The following is a 19,317-nucleotide window of genomic DNA, read 5'->3' as shown; positions in this document are numbered from 1 at the left end:
CCCCCTGTGTCACACGCGCATGATTTCCATACGGATTGACAAGCTCACCAAGCGTTTTGGCTCGGTCACGGCTCTGGCGGGGCTCGACCTCGAAATCGCGCCGGGCGAGCTGTTTTTCCTGCTCGGCTCCAGCGGCTGCGGAAAGACGACGCTGTTGCGCAGCATGGCGGGCTTTTACACGCCGGAGGAGGGCCGCATCTTCTTCGACTCGGAGGACGTGACGCGGCTCGCCCCGCACAAGCGCAATACGGGCATGATGTTTCAGAGCTATGCGCTGTGGCCGCACATGACGGTCGCGGAGAATGTGGCCTTCGGCCTCCACGAGCGGAAGGTGCCGAAGGCCGAGGTCGCCGCACGCGTGGCCGAGGCACTGCGCTCGGTGCGGATGGAGGACTACGCGGCGCGGCGGCCCCAGCAACTCTCCGGCGGGCAGCAACAGCGAGTCGCGCTCGCACGTGCGCTGGTCGTCCGGCCGCGATGTCTGCTGCTCGATGAGCCGCTGTCGAACCTCGACGCCAGGCTGCGGCTCGAAATGCGCGCGGAGATCCGCCGCGTCTGCAAAGCGTTCAGCCTGACCACGGTCTACGTGACCCACGACCAGAAGGAGGCGCTCTCAATCGCCGACCGGATGGCCATCCTCGACGGCGGGCGCATCCGCCAGGTCGGCACCCCGCGCGAAGTCTACAAACGTCCCAGCAGCCGGATGGTCGCGGGCTTCATAGGCGAGACCGACTTTATCGAAGGCACGTTTCTTGGCCTCGAAAATGGAAACGGACGCGAAGCCATCGCCACAGTGGAAACCCCGCTGGGCCGATTTGAAGGGCGGCTCGGCGCGCCTGATAAACCGCCGAAGGCCGGCCAGGCGGTGACGCTCTCGATCCGGCCCGAGTGCTGGCAGTTGCGCGAAACGCCATCGCAAAAGGCGGGCACCACGCTGGCGAATGGCTCGCGCGACAGGCATGCGCTCAACACGGTGCGCGGCCGGATCGGCGGCTTCGTCTACCTCGGCGAGGTGGCGCAATACGACCTCGTCGTCCCCAGCGCGCGCGGGGCGGGAGGGGCGGGAGGGGCGGGAGGGGAGCACCCGCCCACCACACTCAAGGTGTTTGAGAAAAATCCACGGCTGTTTGTCGACCCATCTGCCGCTGCTGGGGCCGCAGGCGCGGGAGAGGCGTCAGGTGCGGGAGGGCGCGGCGAAGTCATCGCCACGGCCGATCGCGAGGACGTCGTCGTCCTGGTTGATTAACGCTGCCGCCTGTCTTTCGCCGTTTCTCTGAGCCCTCTTCTGGAACAGGAAAACTCCGCGCTCACTCAAATCACCGTCCCCCCATGCTGAAGCGCTTCCTGATCCTCGCCGCCCTGGCCGCCACCGTTGCGCTGCCCTTTGTGCTGCGCCCACCTGAAGAAGCGACTGCCGCCAGCGAGCGCGACGCCGATACGCTCGTGATCATCAGCCCGCACAACGAGGCGATCCGCTACGAGTTCGGGCGGGCCTTTCGCCAGTGGTATCGCGCCCGCACAGGGCGCTCGATCACGGTCGATTGGCGTGCGCTCGGCGGCACCAGCGAGATCGCCCGCTTCATCGAGTCCGAGTACCTTTCCTCTTTCCAAAACCATTGGACGAAGACGCTGGGGCGCCCGTGGAACGCCGAAGTACAGTCGGCCTTCGCCAACTCGCGGCTCGATGCCGCCCGCGCGAGTGCCGAAGCACATGAGGCGCGCGCGGCCTTTCTCTCCTCGGAAGTGAGCTGCGGGATCGACCTGTTTTTTGGCGGCGGTGCCTACGACTTCATCCGCCAGGCCGAAGCGGGCAGGCTGGTGCCGACGCGGATTTTCCAGACACACCCGCAGTGGTTTGGCGACGAAGTGCTCCCGCAGCAGCACGCGGGCGAGCCGTACTGGGACGCGCAAGGCCGCTGGGTCGGCATCGTCCTCGGCGACTACGGCATTCTCTACAACAAGGACTCCCTTGCCCGCCTCGGTGTGGAGCGTGCTCCGCAGCAATGGGCCGACCTCGGCGATCCGCGCTTCATCGGCGAAGTCGCGCTCTGCGATCCGAGCAAGAGCGGCTCAATCGCCAAGGCTTTTGAAAACCTGATCCAGCAACAAATGCAGCGGCGGCTGCACGCGCTGCGGGCCGAAGCCCCGGGGCTGCCGGATGCCGAGCTCGAAGCGCGCGCCATCCGCGAGGGCTGGGAGGCGGGCCTGCGCATCATCCAGTTGATGGGCGCCAATGCGCGCTACTTTACCGACTCGGCGCAAAAGCCACCGATTGACGTTTCGCAGGGCGATTCGGCGGTCGGCGTCTGTATCGATTTTTACGGGCGCTATCAGGCCGAGGCGATTGCGCGGCGCGACGACGCCGGAGGCCGCCTCGTCTACCTGAGCCCGCGCGGCGGCTCGGTGAGCTCCGCCGATCCCATCGGGCTGCTGCGCGGCGCGCCTCACCGCGAGGCCGCCGAGCTGTTCATCGAATTCACGCTCTCGATGGAGGGGCAAAAACTGTGGAACTTTAAAGTCGGCACCGAGGGCGGCCCTACGCGCTTTGCGCTGCGGCGGATCCCCGCACGGCGCGATTTCTATGCCCGCGAAGACTGGCGCGCGCTGCGCTCCGATCCTGATACGCTGCCCTACGTACAGGAGGATCCGCTCACCTATAACGCGTCGTGGACAGGCCCGCTCTTTCGCGAAATGGCCTTCGTGATCCGGCTGATGTGCCTCGATAACCACCGTGAGCTCGTAGACGCATGGCGCGCGATCATCGCCGCCGGACAACCCGCCGCCGCGCTCGCCGCTCTGCAAGACCTCTCGCTGCTCAGCTACGACCGCGCAAGCGGTGAGATCCGCGCCGCCCTGCGCTCGAAAAACCGCGCCGACGAACTGCGCCTCGCCCGCGAACTCAGCGCCCAGCTCCGTACCCAATACGCCCACGCCGCCACCCTCGCCAGGCAGGCGACAAAACGACGGAGCGAAGCGTTCTGAAACCTCCACTGCGCGTGGGGCGGTGGGAGGACTGCCCTACGCGGGCGGCGGCAGGCGGTGCCTGCACCCATTTACTGTGCGGCTTGTGTGTCGGGCGGAACGCCCGACACACAAGCCGCACAGTAAGGGATACCCGACCTTCGGTCGGGTCGGAGAACCGATGGGTAACCGGCTTGGGCGATTTTTTGGGTTAACGAGTAAACGCTAGCCGGACGCGGCCCAACCGAGGCCGCGCCCATGAAAAGGGTCGAAGACCCTGTCGCGAAGCGACAGGGGGAGGTTCATGTAAATTTGCGATTTTGTTCGGGCGCAAAGCGCACGTGCAAAATCGCAAATTGAATGGAAGTGGCGACCCGCCACCGCCGCCCGCGTAGGGCCATCCTCTGCCCCACGCGTAGTGGCAGTCTTGGACCGCTGCCTCAAATCAGTAGTGCTTGATGTAGCCGTTGCGGCGGAGGCGTTCGAGCCAGCGGTCTTCGCTTTGGCGGCCCATCTGTTGGAGGAGCAGGTGTTCGATCTCGGGGCGCACTTCGTCGATTGGCTGGATGCCTGCGTATTTGCGCTCCTGGGCGTAGAGGATGAAGCAGCCTTCGGGAGTCATCACCGGTGGGCTGACTTCGCCCTTCTTCAGCTCAAAGAGCGGGTCGCTAAACTCGGCCTTCAGGTCGGAGCGTTTTTGCCAGCCCCAATCGCCGCCGCGGCTGCGGCGCGAGTCCTGGCTGTATTGGCGGGCGAGCTCCTCAAACGGTTCGCCGGCGCGGCAGCGGTTTACGATCTCGTTGGCGCGTGCGTAGTGCGCGCTCTCGGTTTCGCCGGGGTTGCGGTTTATCTGGATGAGCCGCAGGTGCACGCTGTCTTCCTGATAAAAGCGGTCCTGATTTTCTTCGTAAAAGGTCTCGATCCGCACGGGGCTGATGATGCTCTGCGAGCGGCGCTGCTGGGCTCGCATGTAGCCGTAGATGATGTCTTCCTCTACCTCACGGCGGTACTCGCGCATGGTGATCCCGCGAGTGCGCAGGTAGGCGAGGAACTTGGATCGGTCGTTGTCGAACTGCTCGGCCTGGATGTCGGCGATCCGGCGGTCAACGAAGCCGGGCGGGATCTGCTTTTTCTCATCTTTGCGGAATTCCTTGATGATGAGTACGCGGTCGATGAGGTCCTGGATGATGCTGTCCTGGAGCTCTTCGAGGCGGTGGCCAAACTCGGCTTCGTTGCGCGAGGCGCGCTGGATCTCGGGGATCAGCGGGGCGATTTCGCGGCGGATGTCGTCCACGGTGATGACCTTGTCTTCGGCGATTGCGGCGATGCCGTTGGCGAAGCGCAGGTCGAGGTTATCGCTCTGGGCGAGCAGGGCCGTGGGGAAAGATGCGCTGACCGCGGAGAGGGCGAGTAGTCCGCAAAACAGGGCGCTGCGGCGCGGCAGCGAGCGGGGGGCGGAGGCGAGGCGGCGACGCGAAGTCATGGGCTGGGCGGATCGGGTAGATTTTTTAGAAAAGTGAGGATTTCGCGCAACCGTAGGAGGGGGCTTGGGGCGGTCAACCGTGGAAACCGGGCCCCGATCCGCACCCAGTCGTCGGGGCGGCCACTGGCGCGCAGACACTTGAGCCGTGCGGCGTCGGTCTCGACCGAGCTGAGCCCTTTTTGTTCGGCGTGGATGCGGACTTCGGTGAGGGCGAACAGGGCTTTCACCGGCTCGCCAAATTTCCCGAAACGGTCGCGCAGCTCGGCGGCGATTTCCTTGAGTTGCCCGGTGGATTGGGCGAGGGCGAGCCGTCGGTAAAAATCGATCCGCAACCGCGTTTCGGCGATGTAGCTTGCGGGCAGGCAGGCGCGGATGGGCGGGAGTGCCTCGGCCTGCTCGGCGTCCCTCAGCGCGGTGTAGCCGGACACGAAGTGTCCTTTATTTTGCGGGCGGCTCGTTGGCCGCCCGTCATGGCCAGCCTTCCCGGCCTCGCTACCATCGCCGACTTGCACGAAGTCGAGCTTCACGCTGGCGCGGATGTTGGCGGCCGTTTTTTCGCCCTTCAGGCGGGCGACTGACTGGCGGAGCAGTTGGCAGTAGAGCTCGAAGCCCACGCCGACGATGTGGCCGCTCTGCTGCGAGCCGAGGAGGTTTCCTGCGCCGCGCAGCTCCAGGTCGCGCATGGCGATCCGGAAGCCCGCGCCGAGCTGGTTGTGCTGGCGCATGGCGCCGAGCCGCTGGCGGGCGATGTCGAGCAGCCGCGTATGCCGGTGGAGCAGCAGGTAGGCGTAGGCCTGGTGCTTGAAGCGGCCCACGCGGCCACGCAATTGGTAGAGCTGCGAGAGGCCGAAGCGGTCCGCACTCTCGATGATGATCGTGTTGCAGTTGGGGATATCGAGGCCGCTTTCGATGATGGTCGTGCAGACGAGGACCTGATATTTGCCCGCGACGAAGTCGGTCATCACGCGCTCCAGCTCGGTGGGCTCCATCTTCCCGTGGCCGATGCCGACTCGTGTGTCGGGCACGAGCTCGCGCAGCCGCGCGGCGACCAGATCGATGGTCTGTACGCGGTTGTGCAGGTAGAAGACCTGGCCGCCCCGGCGCAGCTCGTGGCGGATCGCCTCGGCGACGAGTTTTTCGTCGTAGGTTTTAACGATGGTCTGGATCGGGTGCCGATCCGCGGGCGGCGTTTCGATGACGCTCAAGTCGCGCGCGCCGGTCAGTGCCATGTAGAGCGTGCGCGGGATCGGCGTCGCACTCATCGAGAGGACGTCGAGCGTGGCGCGCAGCGCCTTGAAGCGCTCCTTGTGCTTCACGCCGAAGCGCTGCTCTTCGTCGACGATCAGCAGGCCGAGTTCTTTAAAAACGACGTCGCTTTGCAGCAGCCGGTGCGTGCCGATGAGGATATCGACCTGTCCGGCAGCGGTGGCGGCGAGGATCGACTGCTGCTCCTTGCGTGAGCGGAAGCGGCTGAGCATCTCGACCACAATCGGGTAGCCCGCCATGCGCTCGCGAAAGGTGTTGAGGTGCTGCTGCGCGAGGACGGTGGTCGGCACGAGTAGCGCCACCTGTCGGCCGCCCTGCACGGCCTTGAAGGCGGCGCGGATGGCGACCTCCGTCTTGCCGAAGCCGACGTCGCCGCAGACGAGCCGGTCCATCGGGCGGCGGCGCTCCATGTCGGCCTTGGTGTCCTCGATGGCGCGGAGCTGGTCGCGCGTCTCGGTGTAGGGGAAGGACGCTTCAAACTCCTTTTGCCAATTCGTGTCTTCGGGGCAGGCGAAGCCGGGCTGCGCCTCGCGCGCGGCCTGGATGCGCAAGAGCTCGGCGGCCAGATCGATGGTGGCGCGCTCGGCGGCCTTGCGCGTTTTCTCCCAGCGGCCACTGCCGACCTTGCCGAGCTGCGGGCGCACCTTGGTGAGGCCCACGTAGCGGCTGATGAGGTGCGACTCTTGCAGCGGCACGTGGAGCGTGACCTGCTCGTCAAACTCCAGCGAAATGACCTCGCGCGGGCCCTGTGCGGTGTCGAGCGTGGCGAGGCCGCGAAACTGGGCGATGCCGTGCTGGAGGTGCACGACGTAGTCGCCCTCGGCGAGTTCGGAGAAGTCGAGGAGCTGGTCTATCTGCGAGCGCTGCGCGACCTGCCGCGCGGCCTGCTGCGGGCGGCGTGTGCGCTGGCGGCCAAAGAGCTCTGTCTCGGTGACGATGATGAGCGTGCGAGCGTGCGCGGGCGCGGTCTCCGTAGAGCCGGCGTGGCCGGCCACAACCGGGGGAGCGCCCCGCGCCTGGGCGCAAAAGCGAAACCCTTCGTTGAGGCTGCCGATGTGGATGTGCGGGCGCAGCGTTTCCCCCAAACCCTCTTCCTCCAGGATCTCGGCCATGCGCTGCGCTTCGCCCTCCTTTGAGGCGACGAAGTGCAGCGAAAGCCCCTCGCGCTGCCAGCGGAGCAGTTGCTGTAAAAAATCGCGGCGCGTATCGGCCTCGGCCTGGAGTCGCTCGTGCGCGAGGAGCGCCTCGGAGGGGAGCCGCCGATGCAGCGCGAGTGGCTCGCTCTGCCACTCGATGCTCTGGACGCGCGGGGCAGCGCGGGCAGGAGGCGCAGCACTGCTGCTGGCGTCGCCGTGGGGCGCTGCTTCGAGCGCGGCAGTCAGCGACGTGCTCTGCTCGATTTCGCAGAGGCAGATTTGCAGCGCGGCTTTTGCGCGGAGCGGCGCGAGCGCGGTCTCCGGCAGGAGCTCGTTTGAGTCGTTTTGGTCGGAGCCTTGGGCGCCGTCGCGAGTGTTGGCAGTGGCGGTGCGCAGCTCGTCTTCGAGCTCGGCTGGCTCGACGAAAACCAGAGCGCTGCCCTGCGGCAGATAATCGGCGAGGCCGCTGCGCGCCGGATCGAGCTGGATGCGCGGCGTCGCAGAAAGCGTAATCGCATCGACGCTGCTGCCCGAGCGCTGGGTGACGGGATCGAGCAGGCGGATGGATTCGATTTCGTCGCCGAAGAAGTCGATGCGGTACGGCTGCGTCGCCGTGACCGGATACAGGTCGACGATGCCGCCGCGCACCGCGTAGTGGCCGGGCGCCTCGCAGAGTGCTTCGCAATCGTAGTCGAGTACCTGGAGCTGCTCCAGCAGCGCGGCAAAGGGCTGCTGCTGACCGCGCCGCAGCGTGATCTCCTGCGCGGCGAGTGCTTCGAGCGCAGGCACGGGCTGGAGCAGCGCGGCGGGTGTGGTGACGACGGCCAGCGGCGCGCGTCCCTCGCCGCTGGGGTGCTCCCGCAGTGCGCGCAGTTGGCCGAGGATGGCGAGCCGCTCGCTGGAGGCGGCGAAGGCTTCGCGCATGTCGCGCGAGTCGGGCATCGCCTCGGGAAACAGCGCGCCGCTTATCCGCTCCGGTTGCTGCTCGGCACTTGAGGTGGGCTGATCTGCGTCCGCACGCGGGGACTTGGGCCTGCTCGTTTTGGTTTTTCTGGGCGCAGGGCCGCTGCCGGTTTCGAGGAGCAGTGAGTGAAAAAAAACGATGTCTTCGGCGAGCGGCGCGGCGGTTTTGGCGTCGGGCGCGAGGACGAGCCAGAGCGGCACCTGCGGGTGCTGGCGGATGAGCTCGGCGAGCGCGAGCCCGCGCGCGGGTGGGCAGATCCCGCTGAGGGTAAGCGCGCAAAAATCAGTGTTGGGCGGCTGCGCACTCATGGGCTGGGCCACTCGGCGAGTGCGCTGCGCGCGGCGGCTTCTTCAGCGCGTTGTTTCGAGCTGCCGCGGCCAGTGGCGAGCAGTCGGTCGTGCAGGTACAGCGCGACCTCAAACTCGCGCGCGTGCGCCTCGCCATGAGTGGCGACCGTCTCGTAGCGCAGCGCGTGGTTGCCGTGCAGCGGTTGCACGTGCTCCTGGAGGCGGCCCTTGGGGTTGCTCGTGGGCTGGGCGAGCGCGAGTTTTTCGGGCAGGCTGCCGTAGAGCCGCAGGACGACGTCACGCGCCGTGGCGAGATCGGAGTCGAGGTACACCGCCGCGATGAGTGCCTCCAGCGCGTCTTCGAGAATCGAGTCGCGCAGGCTGCTGGCATCACTGCCCGCCGTGCGCTCGCTCGCGCCGACGCGGATGTAGTCGTAGAGCGCGATCTCGCGCGCGAGCGCGCTGAGCTGGCTGCCTTTGACGAGGGAGAACCGTTTGGTGCTCAGTGCGCCTTCGCGCTCATCGGGGTAGTGCCGGTAGAGCGCCTCGGTGAGGATGAGCTGGAGCACCGAATCGCCCAGAAACTCGAGCCGCTGGTTCGACTGCGGTCTGTCGCGCGCGGCACTGCCAGTGTCCGCGCTGCCTACGCTGCTGATGCTCGCGCTTTCGCTGGCGAGGGAAGAAGGGTGCGCGAGTGCGAGCTCCAGCAGCGCGCGGTCGCGAAACCGGTAGCCGAGCCTTTGCTGAAGCGTTTCGAGCGAGGGCGTTTTCATGAGTTCATCCGTGAGCTCGCACTCGGTCGCAGACCGTTCTTGGCGCGGGCTGGCTGTTGTCGGGAGGGAGGGCACAGGGTTCCTGTGAATCACATCTGCTCATGAGCTGGCACTCGAATAGCGTTTCAGGCCGCGGTGAAAAACGGTGACGGCGATGCCAAACCAGAACGCCGCTGCGCCGAGCAACCAGAGGCCGAGCTGCGGGTTAAAGCCGTAGAGGATCGTCTTGGCCGGTGCGTTACTGACGATCACCACGGGCAGCGTCCATACGAAGACGAGCTGGGTCAGGCCCTTGAATGCTTCGCGCGGGATCCGCGAAAAAGAGAAGAGCGTGAAGTAGCTGCCTTCGAGTCCCTGCGCGTTAGTGATCCAGAAGCTCAGCGACACCACCGTGAGCATGAAGCTGTAGTGGATCACCAGTCCGCAGCCGACGAGCAGGCCGTAGGCCGCGATGTCGAGCAGCGAGGGCGACAGGCCGAGCTCGTGCGCCGAGTAGCCGACCACGGCCAGCGCGATCACCGAGTTGGCCAGGCCGTCGAGATCGAGCTTTCGCGTCGATACCATGAACATCAGGTTCCCGGGCTGGGCCAAAAAAAAGTCGAAGTGGCCGGTGCGCACGTTTTGGCCGAGCTCGTGGATGTTTGTCCAAAAGAAGCCGATCAGGAAGCGCTGGATCAGCATCGAGGTGCCGATCAGCAGCAGCATCTCGTACTTGCTCCAGCCGGCGATTGAGTCGGTGTGCGCGTAGATGACGCTGACGAGCAGCACGTTGAGGCTCATCCAGAGGAGCTCGACCGTGGACCACAGCAGGAAGTCGAAGCGAAACATCAGCGTGCGCGTGATCGAGTAGCGCAGGCTAGCGAGCCAGAGCCGCAGGTAGTGGAGCGGGCCAGTCCCGCTTGCCGGGGCCTGCTCGGGGCGGGGGCTCGTTGTGCTGTGCTGGCGCATGGAGGGTAGGAGAAGGGGCGGAGGAGGAGGGGTGCGGGTGTTGGCTTATTTCACGAAGTCTCGCGCAGTAGTCGCTTGCGGCTCAGCCACCTACGGCGGTGTGGAGCCGCAACCCGCGTTTCCACAACAGGTGGTTGAGCAGGAAAAACGCGCAAACCCAAGCGCTCTGGATGAGGAGCCCCTGGGCGGCCAGCTCGGGGCCGATCCGGCCCGTGAGAATCGCCGCCGGAAAATACATCTGGTAATAAAAAGGCAGCCACTGCGCGATTTTGAAGATCGGCCCGGGCATCAAATCGAGCGGGAAGAGATTGCCGCCGAGCACGGTCTCAATCGCGTAGGACAGCATGATGAAGCCCTGGATTTCGAGGAACCAGAAGGTCAGCAGCCCGAAGCAGTAGGCGATGCTGAACTGGATGAGGCCGGAGAGGATGAGGGCCGGAATCGCGGCAGCGTAGCGCCAGGCCTCGTCGGGCAGCACGATGTAGTGGCGAAGCAGCGGATAGGCGAGCGCCAGCGGCACGAGGATGAGCAGCCCGGAGACGAGCCGCGCCGACAGGTAGATCGTGAAGCGGTAGAGGAAGTAGCTGATCGGCTTTAGCAGGAACTGGTTGATCAGCCCGTTGCGGATTTCGTCGCTGATCTGGTGATCCTCGTTGGACGCAGCGATGAAGAACTGGAGGACGATCAGCGAGATGAAGTACGTCATCGTCTGCCGCACGTCGAAGCCGCCGATCGAGTCGGTGCCCTGAAACGCCGCGCCCCAGAGGATGAACACGCCGAGCAGGTGAAACAGCGAGAAGCTCCCGCGCAGCAGAAAGTTCCACCGGTAGACGAGGTTGCTCTGTAGACCGACGAGGAAGACTTGGGCGTATTTGGCGGCTTGTCTCATTGTGTAGGCGAGCGGTGCTTTGCGGGCCGTTCGTCAGGCAGGGCAGGGCGAGGCGAGGGAAAGTTTTTGTGAGGCGTGAGAGCGGAGTGGAGGCGCCGCCGCCGGCAGACGATGGGGTGGCGCGGGGCGCGTGGAATTGTTGCGGAGTGCGAAATGCGGAGTGCGTCGTCTTTCGGGGACAATGTGGCGGCGCAACGGCGAAGTGGCCCGTGCGACTTCCGCACGAGGTCACTTCAGCCCAAAGCGTTTGATGACCTCGGCACCGAGCGCGCGGTAGGCGAGCGAGCCCGCGCTCTGTGCATCGTAGTCAAAGATCGTTTGCCCAAAGCTCGGGGCTTCGCTCAGCCGCACGCTGCGCGGGATCAGTGTGTTGAAGATCTTGTCGGGCAGGTGCGCCTTGACCTCGTCGACGACTTGGCGCGAGAGGTTCGTGCGCGCGTCAAACATCGTCATCACGATGCCGCCGAGCTCCAGGTCGGCGTTGATGTTGGCGGACTTGAGCCGCTCGACGTTGCGCAAGATCTGGCCGAGCCCTTCGAGCGCCATGTACTCGCACTGGAGCGTGATCAGCAGCGAGTCCGCCGCGCACAGGCTGTTCATCGAGAGCATGCCGAGCGCGGGTGGGCAATCGATCAAGATGGCGCGGTAGTCGCCGCTGTTGCGCAGCGGCTCCAGTATGCGGCGCAGCAGTTGCAGGTAGTTTTCGCTCTGGGCGATTTCGATCTCGGCGGCAGCGAGATCCTCCTCCGACGGGATCAGCGTCAGGCCGGCAATCGCGGTAGGCGTGAGCATCTCGGCGGCGGCGCCTTCGCCGCGCAGCGGGCCGTAGAGGCTGCGGCCTTCGGTTTTCTCGATGCCGAGCGCGCTGGTCGCATTGGCCTGCGGATCGAGGTCGATCAGCAGCGTGGGGATTTTCTTTTCGGCGAGCGCCGCGGCGAGGTTTACGGCGGTGGTGGTTTTGCCGACGCCGCCTTTCTGGTTGGCGATTGTGAAGACCGTAGTGGTGGGCATGGGTGATGGGCGAAAGGAGGCCGGAGTAAGGGGCGATTATCTTTCGGCGGCAAGGGATCCATGACCGCTTTTTTCGTAGCGTCGCGGCTTGGGCGGGACAGTCTGCGCGCTTCTTTTTTATGAAAAGTGTTCCGATTTCTTCAGAGCATGGCCGCGCCAGGCAGGCAGTGATGAGCGTGCTGGTCGCGCTGAGTGTGGCCCACTTGCTCAACGACACGATCCAGACGCTGCCGGTGGCGATGTATCCGGTGCTCAAGGAATCGTTCGCGCTAAACTACGGGCAGATCGGGCTCATCACTTTCGTGTTTCAGTTGGCGGGCTCCCTGCTCCAGCCGGTCATCGGCTTTTACACGGATCGGCGGCCGATGCCGTACTCGCTGCCGCTGGGTATGGGGATTACGCTGCTGGGCTTGGTGCTGCTGTCGCAGGCGTGGAGCTATCCGGTGATTATTTTTGCCGTGGCGCTACTCGGGACAGGCTCGGCGATTTTTCACCCCGAGTCGTCGCGCGTGGCTCGGATGGCTTCGGGCGGGCGGCACGGTTTTGCCCAATCGTTTTTTCAGGTGGGCGGAAACCTGGGCTCCTCGTTCGGGCCGCTGGCGGCGATGGTGGTGGTGGCGCGCGGACAGGGGGCGCTGCTCTGGTTTGGGCTGATCGCGGTGCTGGCAATCGCCGTCCTCTCCTGGGTGGGGCGCTGGTACAGCGAGTACCTGGGGCGGGCAAAAAACGTGAGCGCGAAGCCGCTTCGCGCGGAGCAGGTGAGGGCGCGCGCTGCAAATCCGGTTTCCGCAGCAGCAGTGCCCGCGACGGGCTCGGGCGCTGCTACGATGCGGCCCGGGCGCGTGTGGTGGGTGGTCGTGATCCTGCTGCTGCTGAGTTTCTCCAAGTACTTCTACATGGCCAGCCTCAGCAACTACTACACGTTCTACCTGATCGAGCGGCTGGGTGTGAGCGTCTACACCGCGCAGCTTTGCCTGTTCGCGTTTTTATTTGCGGTGGCGGCGGGGACGATTGTCGGCGGGCTCGTGGGCGACCGCGTCGGGCGCAAGCGGGTGATCTGGGCATCGATCCTGGGCTCGGCTCCGTTTGCGCTGGCCTTGCCTCAGGTTGGCACGCTGTGGGCGATGGTGGTACTCACGATCTTCATCGGAGTGATCCTCGCCTCGGCTTTTTCGGCGATCCTCGTCTACGCGCAGGAGTTGATTCCCGGGCGGGTGGGCTTGGTCTCCGGGCTTTTCTTCGGGTTTTCCTTTGGCGCGGGCGGACTCAGCTCGGCGCTGCTTGGCCGCCTCGCCGATGCGACGAGCCTCAACTTCGTTTTCCACCTCTGCGCGTGGCTGCCGCTAATCGGCCTCCTCGCCGGTTTCCTGCCCAAAGACCCGGCCCAAGCCCGCACGTAAAACAAGAGCGGGGCGGGCGAGCGGAGGCGGGGGCTCCCGTGAGCGGCCGCCTCGGTTTCGCACAAAAAAAAACGCACCGCTCCGGATTCGGGAGCGGTGCTTGTCCGTAAAGGTGCAGGAGCTCGACAGCCGTTTGACGGCCGCGCGGCGGACGTTTTAGCGGACGTTTTTTTTCGCCCGCATCTCGCTGCTCAGATGAGCGGGACGTGAGGCTCGGCGGGCGCCTCGTAATCGACGCCGGGGAGCCCGAAGCCGAAGAGCTTGAGGAACTCCGCGCGGTAGCCCGCGATGTCGGTCTCGGCCTCCAGGTTTTCGGTCGTGATCGTGGGCCAGAGTCGGGCGACTGCCGCCTGGATCTCGGGGCGCATTTCCCAATCGTCGATGCGCACGCGGCCCGCTTCGTCGAAGCGGGGGCTGTTGCCGTTGTAAACCTGGGTGGCGAAGAGCCGGTGCATTTGCTCGATGCAGCCTTCGTGGAGGCCCGCCGCTTTCATCACTTTGTAGAGCAGCGAAATGTAGAGCGGGACGACGGGGATCGCCGAGCTGGCTTGGGTGACGAGCGCTTTGTTCACCGAGATGAAGGCGCGGCCACCGCTCGCCCCCAGCTTCGCATCGATGGCTTTGGCGGCGCGGCTGAGGTCGTTTTTGGCCATGCCGATGGTGCCGTTTTGGTAGATCGGCCAGGTGACTTCGGGGCCGATATAGGAGTAGGCGAGGCTCTGCGCCCCGGGCGCGAGAACGCCCGCCGCGGCGAGCGCGTCGATCCACATTTCCCAGTCTTCACCGCCCATCACGGCCACGGTTTCGGCGACTTCTTCTGCGCTCGCAGGCTCGATGGTGATTGTGCTGACGAGCCCTTTGTCGGTATCGACCGTTTTGTTCGTGTACGGCGCACCGATGGGTTTGAGGCAGGACTTGTGCACGGTGCCGGTCTTCGGGTGGACGCGGCGGGGCGAGGCCAGCGAGTAGACGACGAGGTCGACCTGGCCGAGGTCGGCTTTGATCGCCTCGATGGTCTGCGCCTTGATCTCGTCGGAAAATGCGTCGCCCATGATGTTGCGGGCGTAGAGCCCTTCGGCGCGGGCAGCCTTGGTGAGCGCGATGGTGTTGTACCAGCCGGGGGTCGCGGGACGGCCTTCCTCCGAGGGGCGCTCGAAGAAAACGCCGAGAGTCGAGGCGCGCGCGCCAAAGGCCAGCGCGAGCCGCGAGGCCAGCCCGTAGCCCGTGGAGCTGCCGATGACCAAGACTTTCTTCGGGCCGCCCTCAATGGCAGGCTGGGCTTTTACGTAATCAATCCATTCCTGGACGTGCGCGGCGCAGCCGTCGGGGTGGGCCGTGACACAAACGAAACCGCGAACCTTGGGTTTGATGATCATAGGGGCGCGGAGTGTTTCTACTGCACCGCAGCTCGTCGATTCCAAAGGGTCGCCGAAAAGACGACCACTGCTTTCCCACTACGCGTGGGGCGGTGGCGGGCTGGTTGCCCTACGCGGGCGGCGCCAGGCGGTGCCTGCACCCATTTACTATGCGGCTTGCAGTCGGGCGTTCCGCCCGACGAACAAGCCGCATAGTAGAAAGGTCCCGACCATTAGTCGGTGATTTACCGGCAAATCGCTTCATCTTGCCCAAATGGGTTTACGCTTCATTCGCGTTTTGAGTTCCATCTCCTGTCGCAGCGGAGCGCGACAGGGGGAGCGAAATTTGCGATTTTGTCCGGGCGCGTAGCGCACGGGCAAAATCGCAAATCCAATGGCACGTGGCGCCCCGCCACCGCCCCGCGCGTAGCGGCAGGCTTCGACTGTTTTACGCGTCGAGGCCGAGTGGGCGCAGGTTTTCGAAAACCTCGTTGAGCAGTGGCTCATCGCGCAGCTCCGTCCACGGGATGTTGGCGGAGACGCGGATGAAGCACTGGCTGCCGTTGCGGCTGAAGCCGTGATCCCAGGCTTGCTTGAGCAGGCGGAGCACCGAGCGCGGGTCTTCGTAGGCGATCGGGCGGCCGTCGTAGAGGTGCCAGAACCAGACGTACTGCGGGTAGTTGCCGTTTTTGAAGTGGCGGGCTTCGGCGGTGGGCAGGGTTTTCGTCTCGGTTAATGCGAGGGCTTCGCGCGGCGGGCTGTGGTCTTCTTCGACGAGCGTCCAGCCTGCGCCCGGCCAGCAAGCGTCCGGTGTGTGCATGGCGACCTGGCTCACGGAAGTGCTGCCGGGCTCCCAGTAGGCGAGGTAAACGGTGAGCTGCAGGTCGCGCCCGTCCTCGGTCTTTTTCCTGTAAGTGCGCTCGGCGAGATTGTCGGTTTTGAGCACGCCTGCGAATTGGTCGAGCTGGGGGTTGGCGTTGACTTGCCAGCCCGCCGAGCGACTCGGGAGCAGCTCCAGAAGGTCGGGATGGTAGGCGGTCGTCGAATCGTTTTCCGAGCGGGTCAGCACCACAAAAACCAACCCGATCAGGCAGGTCGCTCCGAGCGCGGAGGCCAGCCCGAGCGCATCGGCTATCGGGCGTGCGGCGCGGCGGCGTGGCTGCGAACGAGTGGGCGCTGCGGGCGCTTCGTTACGCGTCGCTGCGGTCGCGGCCGCGGCACCGTCACCCGCTGCGCTTTCGTCGGCAGCCGCAGTTGTGGCGGATGCGGGCAACCGGTCTTCGGGCGCGGGGCGATCAAGCAGGATGGCGAGCCCGCTGAGGAGCGCCGCAGTGATCCCGAGCACGGCAAAGCCCGTCACATCGTGCAGCGTGCCGTTGATATCCATCCCGGCATTGGCCATGAGCGTGAGCGTGAGTGAGCGCAGGAAGTTCATGATCATCGCCAGCGGCGGTGCCAGCGCGATGATGAGCACCCGCGCCCAGGTTTGCCGCACCAGGCTTGCCGAGAAAAAGAAGCCCGCGAAGACGCAGGAGATCAGGCTGCGCACCCCGCTACAGGCCTCCTCGATGCCGACCTGTGTCGTCGCCAGCTCGATGATGTTGCCCTGCTGCGTGGCGATGATGCCCAGCAAGTGCAGCGCGCCGATCACGTGCTCGGTCACCATCAATTGCAGGGCGACGATCAGCTTGCTGTAAGTGCCGGGCGGGATCGGCGCGCACAGGATCCACAGCCCGATTGCGACGAGGATTGGCCAGTTAAACGGGACGAGCCGTCGGCCCTCATCGGAAAACACGAGCAGCGCACCGCAGAGCAGCATCACCACGCCCGCCGTTATCGTGAAAACCACGAGCGAGTGATTCCAGCCGACCGCTGCCGAATAGAGCCCGCCTGCCGCGACTACCAGCAAGCCACCCGCGAACAAACCGTAGGCTGCGGCGGTCTTTATCCAGTGCGCGGGGAGATAGCGCGCGCGCGGCTGCTGGATCCCCTCGCGAAGCAGTAGCAGAAACAGGATCGGAACGAAAAAACCGTGCGACAAATCGGGGTTTTCCCGCCAGTGCGGCCACAGCAGCGCGACGTTGGCCCCGAGCACGCACACGATCAGCAACAGGCTGAGCCTCAGCAGCCAGTGCAGTGAGTTAAAAAACGAAAGACAGGACGAAAGGTTCATGGACGCTGTGCTTGGGCGAGGGGGAGGAGAAGTGAAGTGAAGGCCTACGCAGATTCCGCTGCAAGCTGTGGATAAGGCCGCCGCTCCCACCGCAACAGCCCCACCTCGCCCGTAAATTTGCGCAGCTCCCTGCGCGGATCTACGCGCCCCTTTTCACCTCTCCGAAGCTCAAACTCACACAACGGGAAACCGTGTAACGGATGGCTTGCCCGGCCAATTGACAGGCACAAAAAAACCGCCGGGCGGTGGAGCTGGCGGTTTGGGGAAAAGCGGAAGACTGGCCTGCCGGCGTCTGGCGGATCGACCAGGCCGAATGCCCAATGGGAGGGGAGGGCGCCCGCACGCAGAGAGTGCGGAGGGCCCTTCAGACTTCGGGCGTGGTCTTTTTGAGGCCCTGGACGCGGTCGCCGGCTTTCCACTGGCCACGTTTGCGCAGGATTTCTACGCGCTCGAAGCGCTTGAGGACGTTGCGCTTAACTACGATGCCACGGGGGCCTTGGAGACTGTTGTGCTGCGACATGACGGTAAATGGTGGAGGGTTTTGTGTTGCCCCGCGCTGCGGAGAAAAGGGGCGGAGTCAGCCGGAGCTGCGCGCCCATGACAAGTATTTTTCGCTCACTTGCGCGGCTTCTACGCAAAGCCACTCGGGCACTTCGTAAGGGTGCAGGCGGTGGACGAGCGCTTCGAGCGCGGCGGCCTGCTCGGGCAGGAGCTTGAAGCACAGCCGCCATTCTTCGGTTTGCTCAAGCTGGCCTTGCCAGCGGTAGGTAGAGCGGATGGGGCCGTCGAGCTGCACACATGCGGCCAGGCCTTGCTCGACCGTTTGGCGGGCGATCCCTTCGGCGTCTTCGCGCGAGCTCAGGCTCGTCCAGGCAATCCACAGTTTCGGAGCGTCGGGCATGCCGGGAGGCTCCCTTCGGGCGCGCCACCGGCGCAAGCCGGATTTCCCCCTTGACGCTCTGTTGCCCGGGCCCAGAAATCCCCGGCCCTTCTGCCCGCTAACTTTCCTGCAATCTATGAGAGACGACTACATCAAGGCCGCGCAAAAAGTCATCACCGACCCGAACATGTTGATCAATGTGGTCTCGCACCGGGTGAAGCAGCTCAAGCGCGGCAATCGTCCACTGGTCGAGTCGCTCGAAAAACTCTCTTCGGAGGAGATCGCGCTGCGCGAGATCATTGAGGGCAAGATCAGCTTCGAGCTGGCGGAGGGCTAGAGCATAGCCCGCGCTGCCGTTACGCGGCTCCCTCCGCGTCATTTGTGCGCGACTTGATTTTCTTTTAAAAAAACCGAAATAGCGGCCTCGGCGATAAAATGGGTCTTCGACCCCGCCGGTGTGCCGCTTTTTTTGTGCCTCCTGTCTTTTCCTCCCTTTTCACCAATGGCCGCTGCCAAGACCAAAGCCAAACGCCACAACGAAGTGCGCAACGCGAAAGCCCTGCGCGACTACTTCGTGGACGAGCGCTTCGAGGCGGGGATCGCCCTGCGCGGCACGGAGGTGAAGTCGATCCGTGCGGGCCGCGCGCAGATCAACGACGCCTTCGCCCGCTACGAGCGCGGCGAGCTGTGGCTCTACAACGCGCACATCGAGCAGTACGCCTTTGGCAACATCAACAACCACGATGCGCGCCGCCTGCGAAAGCTGCTGCTGCACCGACACCAGATGCGCAAGATCGCCCAGGAGATGGAGACGGGCGGGCGCGCGCTGATCCCGCTGCGGATGTATTTCAAGGAGGCCCTGGTCAAGGTGGAGCTAGGCCTGTGCACCGGCAAAAAGCTCTTCGACAAGCGCGAGACTCTCAAAAAGAAGATGCTCGACCGCGAAATTGATAAAGAGATGAAAGCCCGCCGCCGCGCCTAAATGACCTCGCCGACCTCCTCCCCCAGCGCCGCTGTGGCGCCCACCACGGCTAGTTCGCCTGCTCCCGCACCCCGGTCGGCCACTGCGCCGCCGCCGCTGCGCCAGGTCACCGTGACCGTGCCCGGGAGCACTTCCAATTTTGGCGCGGGCTTCGACACACTGGGCATGGCGGTGAGCCTTAATAACCGGATCACGGTGACGCGGCAGGATGAACCTGCGCACGGTGCCGCCGGCACAGCCGCAAACACTTCTGCCGCCGCCCCTGCGCCTGTCCCGGTTCCCGAGCGCGGCTCGGATGCGCGCGCCAAAAAAATGGTGGCCGAAGTGGCGGCACACTTTTTCGCGGCGACGCAGCGCGCCGCCTTTGGCTTTCGCTACCGGATCGAGGGCGAGGTGCCGCCAAGTCGCGGTCTCGGGTCGAGCGTCACCGTGCGCGCGGGGGTGCTCGCCGGCCTCAACGCGCTGGCGGGTGCGCAGCTCAGCCGCGAAGACATTGTGCGGCTCGTCAGCGAGCTGGAGGGGCATCCCGACAACGCATCGTCGGGCGTGCTCGGCGGCTTTTGCGTGGCGCGCTCCGATCCGCAGTCGGGCCACTACGTCGATACGATTCGCGTCGCGGTGCCGGAGACGCTCGTCTTTGTGACTGTGGCTCCCCTGCTTGAGGTTTCCACCCACGCATCGCGCGGGGTACTGCCGCAGACGCTGCCGTACTTCGACGCTGTGCGCAGCATCAACAGCGCGAGCTACCTCAGCGCGGCAATGCTCACCGGCGACTACGAACGGCTGCGCGGCGCGACCAGCGATTTCAT

General features: G+C 65.0%; 16 protein-coding genes. 6 read left to right on the top strand and 10 right to left on the bottom strand.

Annotation, left to right across the window (positions count from 1 at the left end):
- The first annotated feature begins 19 nt into the window (after window positions 1–19).
- Both AXK11_RS04220 and AXK11_RS04215 read left to right on the top strand, forming a co-directional pair.
- Entirely contained in the window at window positions 20–1,246 is a 1,227-nt protein-coding gene (locus tag AXK11_RS04220) for an ABC transporter ATP-binding protein (protein ID WP_068629647.1), read from the top strand.
- Between the two features lie 83 nt (window positions 1,247–1,329).
- The gene (locus AXK11_RS04215; RefSeq protein ID WP_068629645.1) at window positions 1,330–2,982 is read left to right on the top strand and encodes an ABC transporter substrate-binding protein; all 1,653 of its coding nucleotides are present in this window, start codon (window positions 1,330–1,332) and stop codon (window positions 2,980–2,982) included.
- Window positions 2,983–3,406: 424 nt separating this feature from the next.
- On the opposite strand, the gene AXK11_RS04210 is transcribed toward AXK11_RS04215, so the two are convergent.
- From AXK11_RS04210 to AXK11_RS04185, 6 genes are all read right to left on the bottom strand, one after another.
- Complete coding sequence (locus AXK11_RS04210; RefSeq protein ID WP_068629643.1) at window positions 3,407–4,444, bottom strand: peptidylprolyl isomerase; 1,038 nt, start codon at window positions 4,442–4,444, stop codon at window positions 3,407–3,409.
- Window positions 4,441–8,118, bottom strand: coding sequence for a transcription-repair coupling factor (mfd, locus tag AXK11_RS04205; RefSeq protein ID WP_068629642.1), 3,678 nt, complete (start codon window positions 8,116–8,118; stop codon window positions 4,441–4,443). The genes AXK11_RS04210 and mfd overlap by 4 nt, the downstream gene beginning before the upstream one ends.
- The gene (gene rnc / locus AXK11_RS04200; RefSeq protein ID WP_068629640.1) at window positions 8,115–8,870 is read right to left on the bottom strand and encodes a ribonuclease III; all 756 of its coding nucleotides are present in this window, start codon (window positions 8,868–8,870) and stop codon (window positions 8,115–8,117) included. Before rnc ends, mfd begins: the two co-directional genes overlap by 4 nt.
- A 99-nt stretch (window positions 8,871–8,969) precedes the next feature.
- Complete coding sequence (locus AXK11_RS04195; protein ID WP_082780877.1) at window positions 8,970–9,818, bottom strand: ABC transporter permease; 849 nt, start codon at window positions 9,816–9,818, stop codon at window positions 8,970–8,972.
- An 82-nt stretch (window positions 9,819–9,900) separates the two neighbouring features.
- Window positions 9,901–10,707: an ABC transporter permease gene (locus AXK11_RS04190; protein ID WP_068629638.1), complete on the bottom strand. Its 807-nt coding sequence runs from the start codon at window positions 10,705–10,707 to the stop codon at window positions 9,901–9,903.
- 228 nt (window positions 10,708–10,935) lie between these two features.
- Window positions 10,936–11,718, bottom strand: a complete 783-nt coding sequence (locus AXK11_RS04185) for a ParA family protein (RefSeq protein ID WP_068629637.1) — start codon at window positions 11,716–11,718, stop codon at window positions 10,936–10,938.
- A 119-nt stretch (window positions 11,719–11,837) separates the two neighbouring features.
- Between AXK11_RS04185 and AXK11_RS04180 the strand changes: the two genes are divergently transcribed.
- Window positions 11,838–13,118 (top strand): MFS transporter, encoded by a 1,281-nt coding sequence (locus tag AXK11_RS04180; protein WP_068629635.1) that lies wholly within the window; start codon window positions 11,838–11,840, stop codon window positions 13,116–13,118.
- Window positions 13,119–13,309: 191 nt separating this feature from the next.
- On the opposite strand, the gene fabV is transcribed toward AXK11_RS04180, so the two are convergent.
- The 4 genes from fabV to cutA all read right to left on the bottom strand — a co-directional run bounded on the left by fabV (window position 13,310) and on the right by cutA (window position 17,547).
- Entirely contained in the window at window positions 13,310–14,494 is a 1,185-nt protein-coding gene (gene fabV, locus AXK11_RS04175) for an enoyl-ACP reductase FabV (protein ID WP_068629633.1), read from the bottom strand.
- A 427-nt stretch (window positions 14,495–14,921) separates the two neighbouring features.
- The gene (locus AXK11_RS04170; RefSeq protein ID WP_068629631.1) at window positions 14,922–16,646 is read right to left on the bottom strand and encodes an exosortase/archaeosortase family protein; all 1,725 of its coding nucleotides are present in this window, start codon (window positions 16,644–16,646) and stop codon (window positions 14,922–14,924) included.
- Window positions 16,647–17,010: 364 nt separating this feature from the next.
- Complete coding sequence (locus AXK11_RS09395) at window positions 17,011–17,166, bottom strand: small basic protein (RefSeq protein ID WP_082780876.1); 156 nt, start codon at window positions 17,164–17,166, stop codon at window positions 17,011–17,013.
- 57 nt (window positions 17,167–17,223) lie between these two features.
- A complete protein-coding gene (cutA, locus tag AXK11_RS04165) occupies window positions 17,224–17,547 on the bottom strand; it encodes a divalent-cation tolerance protein CutA (protein WP_231865754.1) in 324 nt (107 codons plus the stop codon).
- A gap of 115 nt (window positions 17,548–17,662) precedes the next feature.
- Here cutA and AXK11_RS04160 point away from each other — a divergent pair, with 115 nt between their 5' ends.
- The 3 genes from AXK11_RS04160 to AXK11_RS04150 form a co-directional block, all read left to right on the top strand.
- The gene (locus AXK11_RS04160) at window positions 17,663–17,863 is read left to right on the top strand and encodes a DNA-directed RNA polymerase subunit omega (RefSeq protein ID WP_068629629.1); all 201 of its coding nucleotides are present in this window, start codon (window positions 17,663–17,665) and stop codon (window positions 17,861–17,863) included.
- 165 nt (window positions 17,864–18,028) lie between these two features.
- The gene (gene smpB / locus AXK11_RS04155) at window positions 18,029–18,508 is read left to right on the top strand and encodes an SsrA-binding protein SmpB (RefSeq protein ID WP_068629627.1); all 480 of its coding nucleotides are present in this window, start codon (window positions 18,029–18,031) and stop codon (window positions 18,506–18,508) included.
- Window positions 18,509–19,317 (top strand): homoserine kinase (locus AXK11_RS04150; protein WP_068629625.1); only part of this gene is annotated, 809 nt, incomplete at its 3' end. It lies immediately after the preceding gene.

Source organism: Cephaloticoccus primus, from assembly GCF_001580015.1.
In the GTDB taxonomy this organism is placed as follows: Bacteria; Verrucomicrobiota; Verrucomicrobiia; order Opitutales; family Opitutaceae; genus Cephaloticoccus; species Cephaloticoccus primus.
The sequence above is the reverse complement of the archived record's forward strand: the minus strand, read 5'-3'. Positions and strand labels throughout refer to the sequence as shown.

Coding starts and splice junctions, on each gene's coding strand:
- AXK11_RS04195 (WP_082780877.1), bottom strand. CDS start 9,818: ATGCGCCAGCACAGCACAACGAGCCCCCGCCCCGAGCAGGCCCCGGCA.
- AXK11_RS04185 (WP_068629637.1), bottom strand. CDS start 11,718: ATGCCCACCACTACGGTCTTCACAATCGCCAACCAGAAAGGCGGCGTC.
- AXK11_RS04215 (WP_068629645.1), top strand. CDS start 1,330: ATGCTGAAGCGCTTCCTGATCCTCGCCGCCCTGGCCGCCACCGTTGCG.
- cutA (WP_231865754.1), bottom strand. CDS start 17,547: ATGCCCGACGCTCCGAAACTGTGGATTGCCTGGACGAGCCTGAGCTCG.
- AXK11_RS04160 (WP_068629629.1), top strand. CDS start 17,663: ATGAGAGACGACTACATCAAGGCCGCGCAAAAAGTCATCACCGACCCG.
- AXK11_RS04220 (WP_068629647.1), top strand. CDS start 20: ATGATTTCCATACGGATTGACAAGCTCACCAAGCGTTTTGGCTCGGTC.
- AXK11_RS04190 (WP_068629638.1), bottom strand. CDS start 10,707: ATGAGACAAGCCGCCAAATACGCCCAAGTCTTCCTCGTCGGTCTACAG.
- AXK11_RS04180 (WP_068629635.1), top strand. CDS start 11,838: ATGAAAAGTGTTCCGATTTCTTCAGAGCATGGCCGCGCCAGGCAGGCA.
- fabV (WP_068629633.1), bottom strand. CDS start 14,494: ATGATCATCAAACCCAAGGTTCGCGGTTTCGTTTGTGTCACGGCCCAC.
- AXK11_RS04210 (WP_068629643.1), bottom strand. CDS start 4,444: ATGACTTCGCGTCGCCGCCTCGCCTCCGCCCCCCGCTCGCTGCCGCGC.
- mfd (WP_068629642.1), bottom strand. CDS start 8,118: ATGAGTGCGCAGCCGCCCAACACTGATTTTTGCGCGCTTACCCTCAGC.
- AXK11_RS04170 (WP_068629631.1), bottom strand. CDS start 16,646: ATGAACCTTTCGTCCTGTCTTTCGTTTTTTAACTCACTGCACTGGCTG.
- smpB (WP_068629627.1), top strand. CDS start 18,029: ATGGCCGCTGCCAAGACCAAAGCCAAACGCCACAACGAAGTGCGCAAC.
- rnc (WP_068629640.1), bottom strand. CDS start 8,870: ATGAAAACGCCCTCGCTCGAAACGCTTCAGCAAAGGCTCGGCTACCGG.
- AXK11_RS09395 (WP_082780876.1), bottom strand. CDS start 17,166: ATGTCGCAGCACAACAGTCTCCAAGGCCCCCGTGGCATCGTAGTTAAG.